Source organism: Xanthobacter dioxanivorans (assembly GCF_016807805.1).
Classification (GTDB): domain Bacteria; phylum Pseudomonadota; class Alphaproteobacteria; order Rhizobiales; family Xanthobacteraceae; genus Xanthobacter; species Xanthobacter dioxanivorans.
Map to the genome: position 1 here is coordinate 511,880 of NZ_CP063362.1, position 18,957 is coordinate 530,836.

Below are 18,957 nucleotides of genomic sequence, written 5' to 3' on the forward strand. Positions count from 1 at the left end.
CCCCGCCCGCTCCCGCCCTGCCCGCGCCGGATTTCTGGCACGATTCTGGCTTGAGCAGCGCGACCGCAAGTAAGTGTCTTCTGCATAAAACCCGAACGAGGACTTCCAGACCGATGCCGCAAGACAGCTTCACTCCCTCCCGCCGCAGCCTCCTCAAGGCGGGCGGGGCGCTCGCCCTCTGCGCCACCGCCGGCCTGCGCCTCCCCACGCCGGCGATCGCGCAGACCCGCGCGATCAAGCTGACGCTGCCCTGGCTCGCGAACGGCTCCACGCTGTTCACCTACGTCGCCAAGAACCAGGGCTTCTTCAAAAAGCGCGGGCTGGAGGTCACCATCTCCCGTGGCTTCGGCTCGGTGGCGGCGGCGCAGACGGTGGGTGCGGGCGAGTTCGATTTCGGCTTCGTGTTCGCCGGCGGCATTATCCTGGGCGCCGCACGCGGCCTGCCGCTGGTGGCCATGGGCACGCTCGGCTACGACGCCACGATGGGCATCCTGGTGCGCGCCGACAGCCCCATCAAGACGGCCAAGGATCTCGAGGGCAAGAAGATCGGCATCGTGCCCACCTCCGCCGAGGCGCCCTACTGGCCGGCATTCGCCCGCAAGGCGGGCATCGACACCTCGGGCATCTCCATGGTGCAGATGGACAATCGGGTGCTGGAGCAGAGCCTGATCAACAATCAGGTGGATGCCATCACCGCCATCGGCACCTCCTCCGTGCCGGTAATGATGGCGCTGAAGCAGCCCTCCCGCTTCATGCTGTGGAGCAAGGCCGGCGTCTCCCTCTATGCCGGCCAGGTGGTGACCCGGGCCGAGACGCTGGCCAAGGACAAGGCCCTGTGCCAGGCGGTGACCGACGCGCTGGTGGAAGGTCTCGTGTTCGCCCTGAAGGACCCGGAGGCCGGCGTCGATATCTTCCTGAAGGAAGTGCCGGAAGTGGGCGTGACCAAGGGCGGCAAGGAAAACGCCACCATCTCCCAGGGCCTGATGCACTACACCGTGCTCTCCCCCGAGGCCGAGCAGCGTGCCATCGGCTTTACCGACATGACCAAGGTCGCAGGCATGGTGGACCTGGTCATGGAGTATGGCGCGCCCAAGGATGCCAAGCGGCCCGATCCGGCGACACTCTTCACCAATGACTTCGTCGGCGACGTGGGCAAGCTCACGCCCGACCAGTGGGCAAAGGTGAAGGCGAACGTGGCCGAATACGCGGCGATCCTGGGATGAGCACGACTCTGGCTACGGCGTCGGCTTCCTCCCCGGCGGAGCCGTTCAACGCCATCACGGCGCGCGCCGTGCGCAAGGTCTACGCCACCCCCTCCGGCGCCGTCGAGGCGGTGGCGGAGGCGAGCTTTTCGATCGCGCGCGGCGATTTCGTCTCCATCCTCGGCCCGTCGGGCTGCGGCAAGAGCACCCTCATGCTCATGGTGGCGGGCCTGGAGCCCGCCACTTCCGGCGCAATCACCCTGGACGGCCTGCCCGTGAACGGCCCGCGGACCTCGGCCGGCATGATGTTCCAGGACCCGACGCTGCTGCCCTGGCGCTCGGTGCTGGAGAATGTGCTGTTCCCGGTCTCCATGTGCCGGCCGGTGATGCCGGACGACCGGGCGCGGGCGGAACAATTGCTGCGCATGGTGGATCTGTGGCACTTCCGCGAGAGGCGCCCGCGTGAACTGTCCGGCGGCATGCGCCAGAGGGTGGCGCTCGCCCGCGCGCTCATCAACGATCCGCGCATCCTGTTGATGGACGAGCCCTTCTCCGCGCTCGACGCCATCACCCGCGACGAGATGGGTCTGGCGCTGGCGCGCATCTGGGACACCACACGCAAGACCGCCATCTTCATCACCCATTCCATCCGCGAGGCCATCTTCCTCTCGGACCGGATCCTGGTGATGGGGCGCCGGCCCTCCACCATCGTGGAGGACATCCGGGTGCCCTTCGCGCGGCCGCGCGCCCCGGAGATCGAGGCCGATCCCGCCTTCAACGAGCTCTATCTCCACCTGAAAGCCTCCATCCACCGCGCGCCGCCGCTCCAGTAGCGGCGCAAGGTAACGAGGGCTCCGTCCATGATTTCTCCTTCGATCATCTTTGCGACCCTGGCTCCTTCCCGATGACGGCGACCCATCTCATGCCCGATCTCACCACCCCGTCGAGCCCCGCCGCCCCGCCGCCGCCCGGCCTGGCGGCGCGCGGCTTGGCGGGTGCGCGCGCCCGCATCCGCCCGTTCGCGCTGCCCATTCTCACCGCCGCACTGATCATTGCCGCCTGGGAAGTTGTGGTGCGGGTGCGCCACATTCCCGAGGTGCTGCTGCCGGCTCCCTCGGCGGTCGCTGCGCGGTTGTGGGAGACGCTGCCCTTTCTACTGCAGCAGGCGGTGCCCACGACGCTGGAAACCGTGGCGGGGTTCGCCATCTCCACCGTGCTCGGCATTTCGCTGGCCGTGCTGGTGACCGCCTCGCGCTTCGCCCGCGAGGCGCTTTATCCGAACATCGTGTTCTTCCAACTCATCCCAAAGATCGCGCTGGCGCCGCTCTTCATCGTGTGGCTTGGCATCGGCTCGCCTTCGCGGGTTACCTTTTCGGTGTTCATCTCCTTCTTCCCCGTGGTGGTGGCGACGCTGACCGGCCTGACCTCGGTGGATCGGGACCTGCTGCGGCTGTGCCGGGCGGTGGGCGCACGGGGGTGGAAGGTCTATACCCAGGTGCGCTTTCCGGCGGCGGTGCCGCACATTTTCTCCGGGCTGAAGATCGCCATTACCTTCGCCATGATCGGGGTGATCGTGGGCGAGTTCATCACCGCCCAGGCGGGGCTCGGCTACATGATCCTATTCGCCGCCTCGCAGGCGGAAATGGCGCTCATCTTCGCCTCCATCGTCCTTCTCTGCGTCATCGGCCTCGCCCTCTATGCCCTAGTGGTGGTGGCGGAGGCGTTCGCGCTCAAACGCTACGGAGCCTAAGCATGTCCACCGCCCCCGTTTCACAGGCCTATGCCTCCGGCGCCCTCGCCGTCCCCACCGCGCCCGGCGCCAACATCGTCATCGCCGCACGGCCCGAGCCCGTGGCGCTCTCCATCGCCACCACCGCTCTGGTGGTGGTGGACATGCAGAACGCCTATCTCTCCAAGGGCGGCTATCTGGACCGGGTGGGGTTCGATGTCTCCACCAGCCCGCCGGTGATCGCGGCGGCGGCACGGGTGCTGAAGGCGGCGCGCGATGCGGGCCTGTTCGTCGCCCATCTGCAAAACGGCTTCTCGGCGGACCAGGCCGAGGCCGGCGGGCCGACTTCGCCGGTCTGGTACAAGTCGAATGCGCTCAAATACATGCGCGCGAACCCGGAGCAGCGCGGCACGCTGATCACCCATGGCACATGGGACCACGCCATTGTCGACGAACTGACCCCGCTGCCCGGGGAAGCCGTTGTGCCGAAGGCGCGCTACAGCGGGTTCGCCGGCACCAATCTGGAGCAGTTGCTGCGGGCGCGCGGCATCACCACCCTGCTGCTGGTGGGGGTGAACAGCAATGTGTGCGTGGAATCCACCTTGCGCGACGCCTACCATCGCGAGTTCTTCGCCGTGATGGTACCGGAAGCAACGCTTCAGGCCGGGCCGCGGGCCATCCATGACGGCAGCGTGTTCAACGTGGAAAGTTTCCTCGGCTGGACCGCGACGGTGGATGCGGTGGCCGCCGCCCTCGATGCCAGTTGAAAACTGAAATCCGGCGTCCCGTCAGGCATGCCGTTCATGAGGTTCTCGAACGCCCCGTCTCGATCGTGCCGGTGGAACCCTCGCCTCTTATGACGTGGCCGGCTCCGGCCCGTCGCTGATGCTGGTGACCGGCCTTGGTGGCGCGCCCCACCAGCATGCGACGAGGGCTGCGAGGCACAGGGAAGCCAGATCGTTCGGGGCCAGCTGTCGTATCGGGATGCGATGCGCCGGAAGCCCTCGAGCGGCAGAACGTACGCTCGATGGCGTTGCGCCGAAGGTTCCAGCCAGCGCGGAATTCGCCCCCGCCGCTTCCCGCCGGGCCGCTGCGCATCAGCTGTCCGCGTCGTCGTCGCCGGAATCGGGAAGGGTGGCTGCTAGCCGTTCCGCCGCTTCCAGCAGGTTGGGCACCAGGGCTTTCGCCTTCTCCAGCGAGAACCGCGGCAGGGGGCCGTGGCAGGCCACCGCCGCCACCACCGTGCCGCGCCGGTCCTTCACCGGGACGGCGATGGCGACCAGCCCTTCCAGGAACTCCTGATCATCCGTGCTGTAGCCACTCCTCGCGATGCGCTCCAGCTCCGCGTCCAGTTCCTGCACGGTGGTGATGGTGTTCGGCGTCTGGGCCTTCAGGTGCAGCGTTTCCAGGATGCGCCGGCGCTGGACGGGGCGCATGGCGGAGAGGAACAGCTTGCCGGAGGCCGTGCAATGCATGGGTACGCGCGAACCCACCTCCAGATGCATGCGCAGGGGCCAGGCGGCCTCCACACGATCGAGATAGATCGCCTCGCTGCCCACGCGGGTGACGAAATTGCAGGTCTCGCCCGCCACTTCCACGAGCGCCTCCAGGATGCCGCGCCGCTCGGTGCTCACCGAATTGCGCAGCATGTCGAAGCCCATGCGCAGGAAGCGCGGCCCCACGGCGAAGCGCCGCCCGTCCGGCTCGCGCAGGAGATAAGATTCGGCCTCCAGCTTCTGGCACAAACGGTGGACCGTGGGCTTGGGCAAAGACAGGCGCACACAGAGTTCCGGCACGCCCAGGGGCGTCTCGGACCTGGCGATCTCGCCCAGGAGATCAAGCGCCCGGAGCATGGCGGAGGCGTTGTCACGCTCCTCCGGTTTCTCCGGCTTTTCCGCCTGCTGCTTCGCCCTGGCCATCTGAATCGCCACGCCCTTCCGCCGCAGCACCCTTAGCGGCTGGCGACGGTGTGTCAAACGGAACGCAGGTGCACACGAAACCCTTCGCGCCGCACAACTTAAATCTCATTAAATGAGACGTTTTAGTTCAAAAAATGGATTGACTCATCTCATCCCTTCGTCGCATCGTCAGGTCCGCAGAGAGGAAACTGCCATGCAAGGCGAGGAAAACTTCGACTTCGTCGTCATCGGCGCCGGGTCGTCGGGGTGTGTTCTGGCCAATCGCCTGAGCGAAGACGGTAAAAGCCGCGTTGCTCTCGTCGAGGCTGGTCCAAAGGACACTAATCCCTGGATTCACGTACCCATCGGCTATGGGAAGACCATGTGGAACGACCGGCTCAACTGGCGTTTCCACACAGAACCTGAGCCCACCATGGGCGACCGGCGCATCTACTGGCCACGCGGCCGCGTGCTGGGGGGCTGCTCCTCCATCAACGGCCTCATCGTCATCCGCGGCCAGCAGGAGGATTACGACGGCTGGGCGGCCCGCGGCGCCACCGGCTGGGGATTTGCCGACGTGCTGCCCTATTTCCGCAAGCTGGAGGACAATCCCAGCTTCGCCGGCGATCCGCTGCACGGCACCGACGGGCCGGTGACGGTCAGTTCCATTCCGCGCAAGCACGAGCTCATTGAAGTCATCAAGGAAACCGGCCGAACCCTCGGCGTGCCGGAGACGGCGGACTTCAACGGCGCCCGGCAGGAGGGCGTGGGCTATTACCAGCTCACCACCCGCAAGGGCTTCCGCATGAGCGCGGCCAAGGCCTACCTCGCCCCCGCCAAGGGCCGCCCGAACCTCACCATCCTCACCGACACCCAGGCCCGCCGCGTGCTGTTCGCGAACGGCCGCGCCGTCGGCGTGGAGGTGAGCGCCGGGGGCCACGTCAAGGTCATCAAGGCGCGCCGAGGGGTGATCCTGTCCGCCGGCGCGGTGCAGTCGCCCCACCTGCTCATGCTCTCGGGCATCGGGCCGGCGGCGCACCTCAAGGCCAACGGCATCGGCGTCCATGTGGACAGCCCCGGCGTGGGCGGCAATCTGCAGGACCATCTGCAGCTGCGCCTGCTCTACCGCTGCACCAAGCCCATCACCACCAACGATGCGCTGAACTCCGTGTTCGGCCGCCTCAAGATGGGCCTCGAATACCTGCTGTTCCGCGGCGGGCCGCTGGCCATCGGCATCAACCAGGGCGGGCTGTTCACGCGGGTGCTGCCGGAATCGAAGACACCGGACATCCAGTTCCACATCGGCACGCTCTCCGCCGACATGGCCGGCGGCAAGGTGCATGACTATTCCGGCTTCACCCTCTCGGTCTGCCAGCTCCGGCCCGAAAGCACGGGATGGGTGCGGCTCGGCTCCGGCGAGCCACTCGAGGCGCCAAAGATCACCGCCAATTATCTCGCCACCGAGACCGACCGGCGCTGCGCGCTCGGCGCCATGAAGTTCGCCCGCAAGCTCGCCGCCACCGATCCGCTGAAGAGCTATGTGGCGGAGGAGAAGCTGCCCGGCCCGGGCGTCACCGACGACGAGGGCCTCCTCGCCTTCGCCCGTGAATATGGGGCGACCATCTTCCACCCCGCCGGCACTTGCCGGATCGGCCCCGACGACGACTGCGATGCGGTGGTGGACCCGCGCCTACGGGTCCGTGGCGTCGATGGCCTGTGGGTGGTGGATTGCTCCGTGATGCCGACCCTCGTGTCCGGCAACACCAATATTCCCGCGATCATGATCGGAGAAAAAGCCGCCGACATGATCCGCGAGGACGCACTGAACAACAGGAATGGGCGAGACAACGCCCCAAATCAAATCAATGACGGGAGGACACAACAATGGCTGGGCAAGCGGGAGCTTCAAGTCGCGAGCTGAGGCGCGTGGTCGGCGCCAGCGTCATCGGCGCGACCATCGAATGGTATGACTTCTTCCTGTACGGCATCGTCGCCGGCATCGTCTTCAACAAGCTTTACTTCCCGGCCGACGATCCGGTCGTCTCCATCCTGCTCGCCTACACCACCTTCGCGGTGGGCTTCGTGGCGCGGCCGGTGGGCGGGCTCATCTTCGGCCATTTCGGCGACAAGCTGGGTCGCAAGAGCATGCTCATCATCACGCTGATGATCATGGGCGTGGCGACGGTGGCCATCGGCCTCCTGCCCACCTATGCGCAGATCGGCATCGCCGCGCCCATCCTGCTGTTGATCCTGCGCATCGCCCAGGGCATCGGCATCGGCGGCGAATGGGGCGGCGCGGTGTTGATGGCGTATGAATACGCGCCGGAGGACAAGCGCGGCTTCTTCGCCTCCATCCCGCAGATCGGCCTCGCGCTCGGCCTGTGCCTCGCCTCGGGCGTCACCGCCATCGTCTCCATGCTGCCGGACGAGCAGTTCATGGCCTGGGGCTGGCGCTTGGGCTTCATCGGCTCCATCGTGCTCATCATCGTGGGCATGTACATCCGGCTGAAGGTGCACGAGACGCCGGAGTTCGAGCAAGTGAAGGCCGCCAACAAGGCAGCGGCCATCCCCTTCGTCACCATGCTGCGGGAGTATCCGCGCAACGTGCTCCTGGGCATGGGCGTGCGCTACATCGACGGCGTGTTCTTCAACGTGTTCGCGGTGTTCTCCATCGTCTATCTGTCGAACTACGTGAAGGTGCCCCGCACGACGGCCCTGTGGCTGGTGACGCTCGCCGCCTTTGTGATGGTGTTCACCATCCCCATGTTCGGCAAGCTGTCCGACAAGTGGGGCCGCCCGCGGACCTATGCGATCGGCTCCGCGCTGCTGGCGCTGGTGGCGTTCCCGGCCTTCTGGCTGTTCTCCACCGGCTCCCTGCCGCTGATCGCGCTCGGCATCGTCGTGCCGTTCGGGGTGCTCTACGCCATGTGCTACGGGCCGGAGGCGGCCCTGTTCTCGGACCTGTTCGACGCCCGGGTGCGCTACACCGGCATCTCGTTCGTCTACCAGTTCTCGGGAATCTTCGCGAGCGGCATCACCCCGATCATCGCCACCTATCTGCTCGCCCGCGGCGACGGACAGCCATGGCAGGTGTGCGCCTACGTGGTGTTCGCGGCGCTGGTGTCCATGCTCTCCGCGCTGGCGATCAAGGTGCCGGCCCCCGGCACCCAGTTATCGAACGCCCGGCGCTCCGCCGCCGAAGCGGCGCGGCAGCCTGCGCGCTGACCTGTCCCCGACCCGGAGGCGGCGCGCGGCCGCCGCCTCCCTCTCTCCCAGGTTCCAAGAGGATTTTTCCGTCATGAAGATGACCACCGAAGAGGCGTTCATCAAAGTTTTGCAGGCGCACGGGATCAACGAGGCCTTCGGCATCATCGGCTCGGCCATGATGCCCGTTTCCGACCTCTTCCCCAAGGCCGGCATCCGCTTCTGGGATTGCGCCCACGAGACCAATGCGGGCCTGATCTGCGACGGCTACACCCGCGCCACCGGCCGCATGGCCATGGCCATCGCCCAGAACGGGCCGGGCGTGACGGGCTTCGTCACCGCCATGAAGACCGCCTACTGGAACCACACCCCCATGCTGCTGGTGACGCCCCAGGCGGCCAACAAGACCATCGGGCAGGGCGGGTTCCAGGAAGTCTCGCAGATGGCCATGTTCCAGGACATGGTCTGCTACCAGGAGGAGGTGCGCGACCCCTCCCGCGTCGCCGAAGTGCTCAACCGCGTGATCGAGAAGGCCTGGCGCGCCTGCGCCCCGGCGCAGATCAACGTGCCCCGCGATTTCTGGACCCAGGTGGTCGACATCGAGCTGCCGCAGATCGTGCGCCTCGAGCGGCCCGCCGGCGGCCGCAACGCCATCGCCGAGGCGGCGCAGATCCTCTCCGAGGCGAAGTTCCCCGTGGTGCTGAACGGCGCGGGCGTCGTCATCGGCAACGCCATCGGCGAGGCCATGGCGCTCGCCGAGCGGCTCGATGCGCCGGTGTGCGCCGGCTACCAGCACAACGATGCCGCGCCCGGCAGCCATCCGCTCGCCGTCGGCCCGCTGGGCTACAACGGCTCCAAGGCCGCGATGGAGCTGATCGCGCAGGCCGACGTGGTGCTGGCGCTCGGCACCCGCCTCAACCCCTTCTCCACCTTGCCCGGCTACGGCATCGACTACTGGCCGAAGCAGGCCAAGATCATCCAGGTGGACATCAACCCGGACCGCATCGGCCTCACCAAGAAGATCACGGTGGGCATCTGCGGCGATGCCAAGGAAGTGGCCGGCCAGCTGCTCGACCGGCTCGCCCCCGGCGCCGGCGATGCCGGCCGGGCGGAGCGCCGCGCGCTGATCCACCAGACCCGCTCGCGCTGGCTCCAGCAGCTCGCCTCCATGGACCATGAGGACGACGATCCCGGCACCCGCTGGAACGAGGAGGCCCGCGCCCGCGACAAGGGCCGCATGTCGCCCCGGCAGGCGTGGCGAGCCATCCAGTCGGCGTTGCCGAAGGATGTCATCATGTCCACGGACATCGGCAACAACTGCGCCATCGGCAATGCCTATCCGAGCTTCGAGATGGGGCGCAAATATCTCGCCCCCGGCATGTTCGGCCCCTGCGGCTATGCCTTCCCGGCCATCATCGGCGCCAAGATCGGCCGCCCCGACGTGCCGGTCTTCGGATTTGCCGGCGACGGCGCCTTCGGCATCTCCATCAACGAGATGACCTCCATCGGCCGCGAGGAATGGCCGCCGGTGACCATGGTGGTGTTCCGCAATTTCCAGTGGGGCGCCGAGAAGCGCAACACGACGCTCTGGTACGACAACAATTTCGTCGGCACCGAGCTCGACCCCAAGCTCTCCTACGCGAAGATCGCCGAGGGCTGCGGATTCAAGGGGGTGCGCGTGGATACGCCGGAAAGCCTCAAGGAGGCCATCCACACCGCGGCCGAGGAGCAGAAGCAGGGCATCACCACCTTCATCGAGGTGGTGCTGAACCAGGAGCTCGGCGAGCCGTTCCGCCGGGACGCCATGAAGAAGCCCGTGCAAGTGGCCGGCATCGCGCGCTCCGATATGCGTGAGCAGATCGCGCGCTGACTTCGATCCGGGCGGGGCGCTCCTCCGCGCTCCGCCCGGCCGTTCCTGCCCCATTCCCGAGATGCAGGCCATGCTCGCCCTCGACCGGATCATCGACGCCGCGCGTGCCACCCCCCGCAGCATCGTCCTGCCCGAGGGCGCCGACCCGCGCATCGCCGCAGGCGCCCGCCGCGCCGTGCGCGAAGGCATCGCCCATCCCATCCTCCTCGGCTCCCCCGGGGAGGTGCTGGCGGCCCTCGATGGTGATGCGCGGGGCATTGCCATCGAGGATCCCGCGACCTCGCCGCGTGTCCAGGCCTATGCGGAAGAGCTGCACCTGCTGCGCCACGCCAAGGGCATGGACCTCGCCGCCGCCTACCGGCGCATCCGCGAGCCGCTCGCCTTCGCTGCCATGATGGTGCGGCAGGGGGATGCCGACGGCACCATCGGGGGCGCCGTCGCAACGACGGCCGAAACCGTGCGCGCGGCCCTCCAGATCATCGGCCTCGCACCGGGGGCGAAGATCGTCTCCAGCTTCTTCCTCATGATCCTGTGCGAGGATTACCATGTGCAGAAGGGGGCCTATGTGTTCTCCGACTGCGGCCTGGTGATTGATCCGGACGCTGCCGAGCTCGCCGACATCGCCCGTGCGGCGGCGCATTCCTACACCGCCATGACCGGGCTGATGCCGAAGGTGGCGATGCTATCGTTCTCGACCAACGGCAGCGCCCGGCACCAGCGGGTGGACAAGGTAGTGGAGGCGGTGAGGCGGGTGCGGCAGGCGGAGCCGGATCTGGTGATCGAGGGAGAATTGCAGTTCGACGCCGCCTTCGTCGCGGCGGTGGGCGCTGCCAAGACGGCGCCCGGATCCATGATCCGGGGCGATGCCAACGTCTTCGTCTTCCCCAACCTGGATGCCGCCAACATCGGCTACAAGATCGCCCAGCGGATCGGCGGGGCGAAGGCCATCGGCCCCGTGCTGCAGGGCCTCGCCAAGCCCGCCAACGATCTGTCGCGCGGCTGTTCGCAGGACGACGTCTTCCACATGATCGCGCTCACATGCGCCCAAGCTGCCCGGACGATCCCTGAACCCATGCCTGGAAAGGACAACAGCGTCTGGCAGAACTCACGATCGGCCCGCAGCCTCGGCGAGCCGCGCGCAGGCTAAGGAGAAAGGGTCAATTGCCCAGCTGGAGCATCGGAGCGGAAGCCGCATAGGCCTCCCGCCAATGGGCGAGTGTCGTCGAGGCGACGGACAAGGAGAGCGGTTGCGCGCCTACGTGAGACGCCATAGCCGCGAACAGCGCCGCCACGAGCACAAGCGGCAGAAGAACCTTTTGCAGTTCGTCGTCGGTATTCATCTCAGGTCACGAGCGTGGTTTCAAACCCGTAATATATCCCCTGCGCCATTTTCCGCCAAATGCGGCGCAACATCGCGCACGACTGCGGTGCGCAATGACGGACAACGGCTTTATCGAGCCCTTCAACGGCAAGAACCGGGCAGAAGGCCAGAACACGCATTGGTTTATGAGCTGAACAGCGCGATTGGCAACAAGCCGCCGATCGCGCTCACGAATGGCTCTCAGACACCCCCGCCGGCATGAGCTTTAACCCCGGAATTTTCCAGCTCCGGATAGAGCCGCGAATTGCCGTCGATGAAATTCGCGTTGCCGCGAGATGGCCTCAACCGCTCGCCTGCGACAATGATCACGACGAGAGCCATCAACCCCACGCCCCATGCAAAACACGTTAAGGGGGTATGGCTTCCTTGGCGGACACATCCTCAGCGTCGCAGGGAGGTCGCCTGATCGTGGCGAGCAAGAGGTGCGTTGTCACGGGTGCCTCTACAACAGATCCTCAATGCGGATCGGCAAGTCGCGCAGCCGCTTGCCGGTGGCGTGATGGATGGCGTTGGCGATTGCTGGCGCCACCCCGACCATCGACACCTCGCCGAGCCCCTTCACTCCTGCGCTGTTGAAGCAGGTGTCGGGCACGTCGATGAAGGCGACGTCGATGGCGCCGATATCGGCGTTCACCGGCAGGGCGTATTCGGCGAGGTCGGCATTGAGGAAGCCACCATAGCGCGGATCGACCTCGCTGGCCTCGCGCAGCGCTGCGCCGATGCCCCACACCACGCCGCCGCGCACCTGGCTGGCGGCGGTGCGCGGGGAAATCACCCGGCCACAATCGGCGACGCTGACCACGCGCGGGACCCGTATCCGCCGCGTCGTCGCCTCGACCCGCACCTCGACGAAATGCGCGATGTAGCTGTAGGTGACGAAATCCGGGTAGACCGGGCCGGCCATGGAGGGCAGGCCGGCCTTGAGCCGGTCATAAATGGCGTCCGGCTGGCCGGGGGCCTTGCCCGCGACCTCCACCGTCAGTTCCGGCAGCCCGGCCTCTCGCAGGATCCGCGCCGGCTCGCGGTTCGACCCGCCGCCGGAGGACAGCGCCATCAACTGCGCCAGCAGCGCTTCCGCCGCCGCCTCGACCACAGGAATGGCAGTGGCGGTACCCCAGGAGCCAGCAGTAAGGTGCTGCGGCGCCGCGCGGGTGTCGCCGATGACCGCCACGATGTTCTCCGGCGCGACGGCGAGCTTGCGGGCAAGCGCCGCGGCGAGCGCGGTGCGAACGCCCTGGCCCATCTCGTGTACGCCGACGGCGACGGTGACGCGGCCGTCGGCGGCGAGCGTCAGCCTGGCTACCGCCGGCGCCCTCAGCCCGGCATAGGTTCCGATGGCGACGCCCCAGCCGATAAGGCCGCCGTCCTCCGCCCGCATCGATTGCGGCGCCATCGAGCGGCGTCCCCAGCCGAACATCTGCGCCCCGCGCTCCAGGCAGCGCCCGACATGGCGCGAGGACAGCGGGCGGCCGGTGACGGCGTCGACCGTGGTGTCGTTGGCAAGCCGCAGGGCCACGGGATCCATGTCCAGCTTATAGGCGAGCTCGTCGACACAGGATTCGAAGGCGAAGCAGGCGATGTGCTCGAAGGGGGCGCGCATGTAGCCAGGGGTCTGCGCGTCAGTGCGCACCAACTCGTCCTTGCCGCGGAAGTCGGCGATGCCGTAGAGGCGCGACGAGGTGGTGGCGTATTCCCCAGGGAACAGGTCGTGCCGCGAGGTCTGCGCCTGTGCCTCGTGGATCGCCGCCAGCATGCGCCCCGAGCGGTCGGCACCGAGCCGGACATGATGGCGATTGGCCGGCCGGAAGCTGGCGAGATGGTAGAGCTGGGCGCGCGGCACCACGATCTTCACCGGGCAGCCGAGCCGGCGCGCTGCCTCGGCGGCGAGCACGGTGTGGCCCTGCATCGAGTTCTTTTGCCCGAAGCCGCCGCCGACGAATGGGGAGATTACGTCGATCCGTCCGGCGTCGAGGCCGAGCGCGCTCGCGAGTCCGTGGCGTACTGCCTCGGCGTTCTGGGTGCCTTCATGGACGACGAGGCGCCCGTCCCGCCATTCGGCGACGCAGGCGATCAGCTCGATCGGGTTCTGGTGCTGCGGCGCGCTGGCGAAATGCGCGTCGATCTGCACCGGCGCCCGCGCATAGGCGGCGTCGGCGTCACCCGCCGCTATGGGCGGGATGAAATGCGCGATCGGGGTTTGCGCCTGATCGATCACCTCGATGCCGGGCGCATCGAGCTCCACCGCAAAGGGGACGGTCTCGTAGGTGGCGCGGACGAGCGTGGCGGCATGGGTGGCGGCCTCCGGGCTGTCCGCCACGACGAGGGCGATCGGTTCGCCGCGATAGGCGATCTCCGGCGAGAGCAGCGGCTGGTAGCTCTGGAAGCCATAGCCGCCGCCCATGATGAAGCCGGCGGACCTGATCGCGCCGAGGCTGGCGTGGGTCAGCACTAGGCGCACTCCCTCGGCCTCCTCGGCGGCGGCGGTGTCAAGCGAGGTCAGCCGTCCCTTGCCGATGGTGGCGATGGCGAAGACGCCATAGGCGAGGTCCGGCCGGGCGTCGTCGGCGGCGAAGGCGATGGCGCCGCGCACCTTGTCATGGGCGTCGACGCGGGCGAGGTCGGCGAAGGGCAAGCTCATGGGATCAGTTCCTCTCCCGGGCGATGGACAGGGCGTCGGCGACGGCCCGGATGCCGAGCTCGACCTTGAAGCCGTTCATCCGGCCGGGCCGGGCGCCGGCGAATGCCGCCTCGCCGGCTTCGCGGGCGGTGTCCGGCGTGAACGGGCGACCGACGAGCGTCGCCTCGGCCTCGCGCGCCCGCCAGGGCCGAGTGGCGACGCCGCCGAGGGCAAGGCGCGCCTCGGCCACCGTGTCACCCTCCATCCGCAGCGCTGCAGCCACCGAGACCAGCGCGAAGGCATAGGATTCGCGGTCGCGGATCTTGTGATAGGTCGAGGCGCGCCCAAGCGCGGTCTTCGGCACGCGGATGCGCACGATGATCTCGCCGGGGGCGAGCGTGGTCTCGACATCCGGCGTGGCGCCGGGCGGGATATGCAGCGCCTCGACAGGGAGGCTGCGCGGGCCGCGGGGGCCCTCGACGTCCAGCTGCGCGTCGAAGGCGACGAGCGCGACCGCCCAGTCGCCGGGATAGACGGCGATGCAGGCTTCACTGCCGCCGAACAGCGCGTGGCCGCGGTCAATGCCCTCCTTCGCCGCGCAGCCGCTGCCGGATGCGCGCTTGTTACAGGCGAAGGGCGGACCGTTTCGGAAGTAGGCGCAGCGGGTGCGTTGGAGCAGGTTGCCGCCGACGCTCGCCATGTTGCGCAATTGCTGTGAGGCGGCGCGCCACAGCGATTCCGACAGGGCGGGATAATCGCGCATGATCACCGGATCGGCGGCAACGTCGCTCATGCGGGCGAGGGCGCCAAACGCCAGCTCGCCCGGCTGCGACGTGTCGATGGTCTCCAACACGCGCAGGCCGTTTATGTCGACGACATGGTCGGGGGTCTCGACGCCGAGCTTCATCAGGTCATAGAGCGTGGTGCCACCGGCGAGCAGGCGGGTGCCGGGCCCGGCCGCCTCGACCGCCCGCATCGCGTCAGCGACGCTGGTCGCCCGCACATAGTCAAAGGGTTGCATCGCCGACCTCCTGCGACTCGGCGGCCATGCGGGCGGCGGCGTCCTCGATGGCGGCGGCAATGCCGACATAGGCGCCGCAGCGGCACAGATTGCCGCTCATATATTCGCGGATCTGCTCGGGTGAGGAGGCATGGCCCTCGGCGACGCAGGCCACCGCCGCCATGATCTGGCCTGGCGTGCAATAGCCGCATTGCAGCGCGTCGTGGTCGATGAAGGCCTGCTGCATCGGATGCAGGGGCGTGCCGGCCGGCGACAGCCCCTCGATGGTGAGCACCTGCCGCCCATGCACTTGGACGGCCGGGGTCAGGCAGGATGCCACGCGTCGACCGTCCACATGCACCGTGCAGGCGCCGCACTGGCCGTGGTCGCAACCCTTCTTGGCACCGGTAAACCCGAGACGCTCGCGCAGAAGGTCGAGCAGCGACGTCCGCGGGTCGACGGCCAGATCATGCAGCTGGCCGTTTATGGCTGTGCGGACGATACATTGACGAGATTTTATGTTTGCCGCTTCGGCGTTTTCGTTCCCACGGACCATCTTCTGCTCCGTTCCGTTGAAGGTGTCCCGCACAGGGCGCCGTACGGAGACGTAACGTCGCGGTCAGATTTGCCGTTTCGAGGCTAGACGTATTCCAGATTCAGATGCGCCTTTCGGGTTCCGCACGGATGGCGCGGGGCCAGCGCGGGCCTGGCCATGGGCCCATCATCCACGTAGGGAGCGGCGATACTCTCCGGGCGACAGCCCGACTCTCCGTCGGAAGGCCCGCGTGAAGGCGCTTTGTGACGAGAACCCCGACCGCAGTGCGATCTCCGCCAGCGGCACTTTTCCGGCGACAATCTCGCTCTTGGCGCGCTCCAGGCGCAGTTGGCTCACATATCGGTGTGGGGGCACGCCAATCGCCGCCGCGAAGGAGCGGCTGAAATGGAATGCGCTCATGCAGGCGACTCTGGCCAGCGACGCCAGCGATATGTCGTCGTCCAGATGATGCTCGATATGGGCAACGACACGTGAGAGTCTTGACGGATCGAGAGGTCTTCTTTGGTCGCGCGCGATGGAGGCTGGGGTGAACTCGGCGTAGTTTTGCAGGAGATGGGCCGACAGCATCGTAACGGCCGCATCCGCCAGCAGGCGTCCGGCAGAAGTCTCACGCTCCATTTCGGCAAGAACGGTACGGCCGAAATAGTCGATCATCGTGTCGCGGGGCGTGGCGGCGCTGCGCAGCACCGGCTTGCGGCAGGCAACCGCTTCGTCGGAGGCGACCGCGTCGAGGCTGGATTGCGGAATGTAGATGTGGCCGGCCATGAGCGGCGAGCGCGTGGTGCGAATTTCGTCGGCACGCACCTCGGCGGGGCAGACCCAGGCCGTGCCGGTGTGAGTTGGGACCGGGTGTTCGCGACTTCCGAACTTGCAGGTGGCGCGCCCGTCGCGAACCCCTTCCAATAGGAAGACGATCTCAATCTGCTCGCCATTGTAGCCCGGCCCCTCGGTGCCGGCGTGCGCGCGCAATTCCGCACTCGCCTCCGACCAGCCACGCCCCTCGGACGATCTAATCAACCGCGACGTCGGATATTTTGCCTGTCCGTGTGAGTACATCCCTGCGACACTCAGCTGAAACAGCGAGCATCTTACTCCTGTGCCGAGCGGCGTGGGAGTCATGGCCTTAGGTGCGGAGCTCACGTCACCGGGCGAATGCGAAAAGGCCGTCGCCCAGAGCGGCTGCGGAGAACTTATTCTGCCTCGACATTGCTTGGGCGGGAAGCATTCCGCCACCGATGTGTTCTGCTCGTCCCGGAGGCCCACATCAAGGCTGCGACGAGCCAGAAGGTAACGAACAAGCCGGCGATGCCAAAGCCTACGGCGTTCATGTCGAGCGCCTCAACGACGTCCCAGGCACCGCCATGCAGCGCGAACCGCTCGCCGACAAGGCCGGTAATCTCGACGGAGCCGATGAGCAGGGCAACAATGACCGACAGACCGGTAATGGCGAGATTGTAGTGCAGGCGACGTAGCGGATGCGCTGACGCCCAGCCATAGGCTGCAGTCATGAACACACCCTGCGCGGTGTCGAACAGCGACATACCGGCAGCAAACAGGATCGGCAGGCACAGGATTGCGTACCAGGGCAAGCCGCCGGCGGCCCCGGAGGTCGCCAGCACCAGCAGGGCAACCTCCGTCGCGGTGTCGAATCCGAGGCCGAAGAGTAGACCGACGGCATACATATGCCGGGGACGGTGCACCACGCCGGCGACACGGCCGATCAGCCGGGAAAAAAGGCCACGGCGGGTGAGCCGGCGCTCAATCTCCGCCTCGTCCGGTGCGCCGCTGCTCAGGCCCTGTCCGGCGCGCCACAGCTCGACCAATACAACAAGATTAAGTATGGCAATGGCATAGAGGAAGCCACCGGACACCAGCGTGCCGATGAGGCTGGTCACGCGGTGCAACGTCGAGCCGTCATCGAGGACCGGTGCGGCAAGTGCCCTGACGCCGAAGGCGAGCAGCAAAGTCAGCAGGAGAACCACGGTAGAATGGCCGCTGGCGAACCAGAAGCCGACCGTCTCTGGCTGCCGCCCCTCCTGCAGCAGCTTGCGCGTGGTGTTGTCGATAGCGGCGATGTGGTCGGCGTCGAAGGCGTGACGAACGCCAAGCAGATAGGCTGTCAGACCGAGCCCGACACTGAATGCGAGTCCGCCCGGACCTGAAGTCGCTGTGTGGATGGGAGTGGTGCCGATGATGGCAAATAGCAGCCCCCAGCCAGCGACGTGCAGCAGAACGATGGTGGCCACCGCGCCGATCGGCGCGGTGGCTCTAGTGGTTGGGAGGCGATACATGCGCGGCCTCAGCATCTTCATCGTGGGGGGCCTCAGGCCACAGGCGGCATGTAGGGGAAACGGTCAATCGGTTTCGGCGAGACCGATTCACGGCCGATGCCGAGTGCGATCGGCGTGTTTGCCGCCAGGCTGAACATGACGTCCGGCGCGTTATCGATCAGCGAACGACCGTTCCAGCCATCGAAGCCGAAGGTCGCTGGGGTGCCAACCACATAGGGCAGGAGTTTGGGGAAGAAGCGATGGGCGAGTGCCACGCCATAGCCCACAGGATCCACCGAGGTGCCGTAGGCGGCGACGACATCGGCAACAGCCTTGGCAACCCGAGCACCATGGGCGGCAAAATCCTCGGTGGGGACGCCAGCGTTCAGCCGGTTGCCGAGATCCTCGTCATATTGGGTGAACAGGGGATGGATCATCGGCAGGCCGACGCGATTGACCGCGTGCCAGCCACCGGCATCGGTGGCGAGGCTGGCGACCGCCCAGACGCCGATCCGGCTTCCGGGTGCGGCAGCGAACTCGGCGTCCGGCACCTCCAATACGATGGAGTAGACCGTGTGGCCGGCGAACAGGTTCCGAGCTTTTCTGGGATTCCAACCCATCAGGTTCACGGTCGTACCGTCTTGGAAGGCATGGCCGACGGCGTGCAGCACGTCGGGCTCGATCCAGAATGGATCGCCCGCCTTTCCGGCCCACAAGCGTAGGCCGTCGGGGCCGGGGACGGTCTTTCCCGTGCGGCCCTGCGCGATCACTTCGCCATCAGCCCGGGGATCGCTCGCCTCGGCGGCCGCAAGCCGGCGGAGTACGCAGCTCTGCCCGCCGGTTGCGTCGCGCGCGCCGAACGCGAGACGGAAAGTCAAGTCCTCGACGGCATCGCCGTTGAGATCGACCTTGAACTCGTACCGGCCCTCGGGGTGATAGCCCGGCTCGGGATGGACCCGAAGATGGAATGGCAGACATTAATGGCGAGGACGGTGCCGGTCTCGCCACGGAAGACATACAGGTCGGTGATGTCGAGGCGGATGTCCTGGCGGGCGAGGGGTGAATCGAGATGATGCGACATGGGGAGGCTCGCTAAAGGAGTAGGTGGCGCAGGCGCGCCGCCTACTTGAGATCGATGCCGGAGTATTGCGCCGTGCCGTCCGTCCCTATTCCACGATGGTTATCGGGCTTGCTGGACCGCATCGGGACTTGTCAGCGCGGAGGACGAGC

At 67.1% G+C, this 18,957-nt stretch carries 18 protein-coding genes; 8 read left to right on the top strand and 10 right to left on the bottom strand.

Going from position 1 to position 18,957, the window contains the following annotated elements; genetic code table 11:
- Positions 1–113: 113 nt before the first annotated feature.
- The 4 genes from EZH22_RS02450 to EZH22_RS02465 all read left to right on the top strand — a co-directional run bounded on the left by EZH22_RS02450 (position 114) and on the right by EZH22_RS02465 (position 3,698).
- The gene (locus tag EZH22_RS02450; RefSeq protein ID WP_203194216.1) at positions 114–1,223 is read left to right on the top strand and encodes an ABC transporter substrate-binding protein; all 1,110 of its coding nucleotides are present in this window, start codon (positions 114–116) and stop codon (positions 1,221–1,223) included.
- Positions 1,220–2,035 carry an ABC transporter ATP-binding protein gene (locus EZH22_RS02455; RefSeq protein WP_203194217.1) on the top strand — a complete coding sequence of 272 codons (816 nt, stop codon included), beginning with the start codon at positions 1,220–1,222 and terminating at the stop codon, positions 2,033–2,035. The genes EZH22_RS02450 and EZH22_RS02455 overlap by 4 nt, the downstream gene beginning before the upstream one ends.
- Before the next feature lie 89 nt (positions 2,036–2,124).
- A complete protein-coding gene (locus EZH22_RS02460) occupies positions 2,125–2,952 on the top strand; it encodes an ABC transporter permease (protein ID WP_203194218.1) in 828 nt (275 codons plus the stop codon).
- Positions 2,953–2,954: 2 nt separating this feature from the next.
- The gene (locus tag EZH22_RS02465; RefSeq protein WP_203194219.1) at positions 2,955–3,698 is read left to right on the top strand and encodes a cysteine hydrolase family protein; all 744 of its coding nucleotides are present in this window, start codon (positions 2,955–2,957) and stop codon (positions 3,696–3,698) included.
- 330 nt (positions 3,699–4,028) lie between these two features.
- On the opposite strand, the gene EZH22_RS02470 is transcribed toward EZH22_RS02465, so the two are convergent.
- Positions 4,029–4,850: an IclR family transcriptional regulator gene (locus EZH22_RS02470; RefSeq protein WP_203194220.1), complete on the bottom strand. Its 822-nt coding sequence runs from the start codon at positions 4,848–4,850 to the stop codon at positions 4,029–4,031.
- 193 nt (positions 4,851–5,043) lie between these two features.
- Between EZH22_RS02470 and EZH22_RS02475 the strand changes: the two genes are divergently transcribed.
- The 4 genes from EZH22_RS02475 to pta all read left to right on the top strand — a co-directional run bounded on the left by EZH22_RS02475 (position 5,044) and on the right by pta (position 11,050).
- Complete coding sequence (locus EZH22_RS02475; protein WP_203194221.1) at positions 5,044–6,750, top strand: GMC family oxidoreductase; 1,707 nt, start codon at positions 5,044–5,046, stop codon at positions 6,748–6,750.
- On the top strand, positions 6,714–8,054 hold the full coding sequence (locus EZH22_RS02480; RefSeq protein ID WP_203194222.1) for an MFS transporter: 1,341 nt from the start codon (positions 6,714–6,716) through the stop codon (positions 8,052–8,054). Before EZH22_RS02475 ends, EZH22_RS02480 begins: the two co-directional genes overlap by 37 nt.
- A 73-nt stretch (positions 8,055–8,127) precedes the next feature.
- Entirely contained in the window at positions 8,128–9,903 is a 1,776-nt protein-coding gene (gene xsc / locus EZH22_RS02485) for a sulfoacetaldehyde acetyltransferase (protein ID WP_203194223.1), read from the top strand.
- A 70-nt stretch (positions 9,904–9,973) separates the two neighbouring features.
- Complete coding sequence (pta, locus tag EZH22_RS02490; protein WP_203194224.1) at positions 9,974–11,050, top strand: phosphate acetyltransferase; 1,077 nt, start codon at positions 9,974–9,976, stop codon at positions 11,048–11,050.
- A 10-nt stretch (positions 11,051–11,060) separates the two neighbouring features.
- On the opposite strand, the gene EZH22_RS02495 is transcribed toward pta, so the two are convergent.
- The 9 genes from EZH22_RS02495 to EZH22_RS02535 all read right to left on the bottom strand — a co-directional run bounded on the left by EZH22_RS02495 (position 11,061) and on the right by EZH22_RS02535 (position 18,808).
- Positions 11,061–11,243, bottom strand: a complete 183-nt coding sequence (locus EZH22_RS02495) for a hypothetical protein (protein ID WP_203194225.1) — start codon at positions 11,241–11,243, stop codon at positions 11,061–11,063.
- A 221-nt stretch (positions 11,244–11,464) separates the two neighbouring features.
- Positions 11,465–11,605, bottom strand: coding sequence for a hypothetical protein (locus EZH22_RS02500; protein ID WP_203194226.1), 141 nt, complete (start codon positions 11,603–11,605; stop codon positions 11,465–11,467).
- Between the two features lie 121 nt (positions 11,606–11,726).
- Positions 11,727–13,922, bottom strand: coding sequence for a xanthine dehydrogenase family protein molybdopterin-binding subunit (locus EZH22_RS02505; protein WP_203194227.1), 2,196 nt, complete (start codon positions 13,920–13,922; stop codon positions 11,727–11,729).
- Between the two features lie 4 nt (positions 13,923–13,926).
- On the bottom strand, positions 13,927–14,922 hold the full coding sequence (locus EZH22_RS02510) for an FAD binding domain-containing protein (protein ID WP_203194228.1): 996 nt from the start codon (positions 14,920–14,922) through the stop codon (positions 13,927–13,929).
- On the bottom strand, positions 14,909–15,457 hold the full coding sequence (locus EZH22_RS02515) for a (2Fe-2S)-binding protein (protein ID WP_203194229.1): 549 nt from the start codon (positions 15,455–15,457) through the stop codon (positions 14,909–14,911). Before EZH22_RS02515 ends, EZH22_RS02510 begins: the two co-directional genes overlap by 14 nt.
- A 165-nt stretch (positions 15,458–15,622) precedes the next feature.
- On the bottom strand, positions 15,623–16,426 hold the full coding sequence (locus EZH22_RS02520) for a helix-turn-helix domain-containing protein (protein WP_203194230.1): 804 nt from the start codon (positions 16,424–16,426) through the stop codon (positions 15,623–15,625).
- A 221-nt stretch (positions 16,427–16,647) separates the two neighbouring features.
- A complete protein-coding gene (gene nicT, locus EZH22_RS02525; protein ID WP_203194231.1) occupies positions 16,648–17,769 on the bottom strand; it encodes a Nickel transporter NicT in 1,122 nt (373 codons plus the stop codon).
- An 11-nt stretch (positions 17,770–17,780) separates the two neighbouring features.
- The gene (locus EZH22_RS02530) at positions 17,781–18,605 is read right to left on the bottom strand and encodes a DUF4331 family protein (protein WP_203194232.1); all 825 of its coding nucleotides are present in this window, start codon (positions 18,603–18,605) and stop codon (positions 17,781–17,783) included.
- Positions 18,602–18,808, bottom strand: a complete 207-nt coding sequence (locus EZH22_RS02535; protein WP_203194233.1) for a hypothetical protein — start codon at positions 18,806–18,808, stop codon at positions 18,602–18,604. Before EZH22_RS02535 ends, EZH22_RS02530 begins: the two co-directional genes overlap by 4 nt.
- Positions 18,809–18,957: the final 149 nt, after the last annotated feature.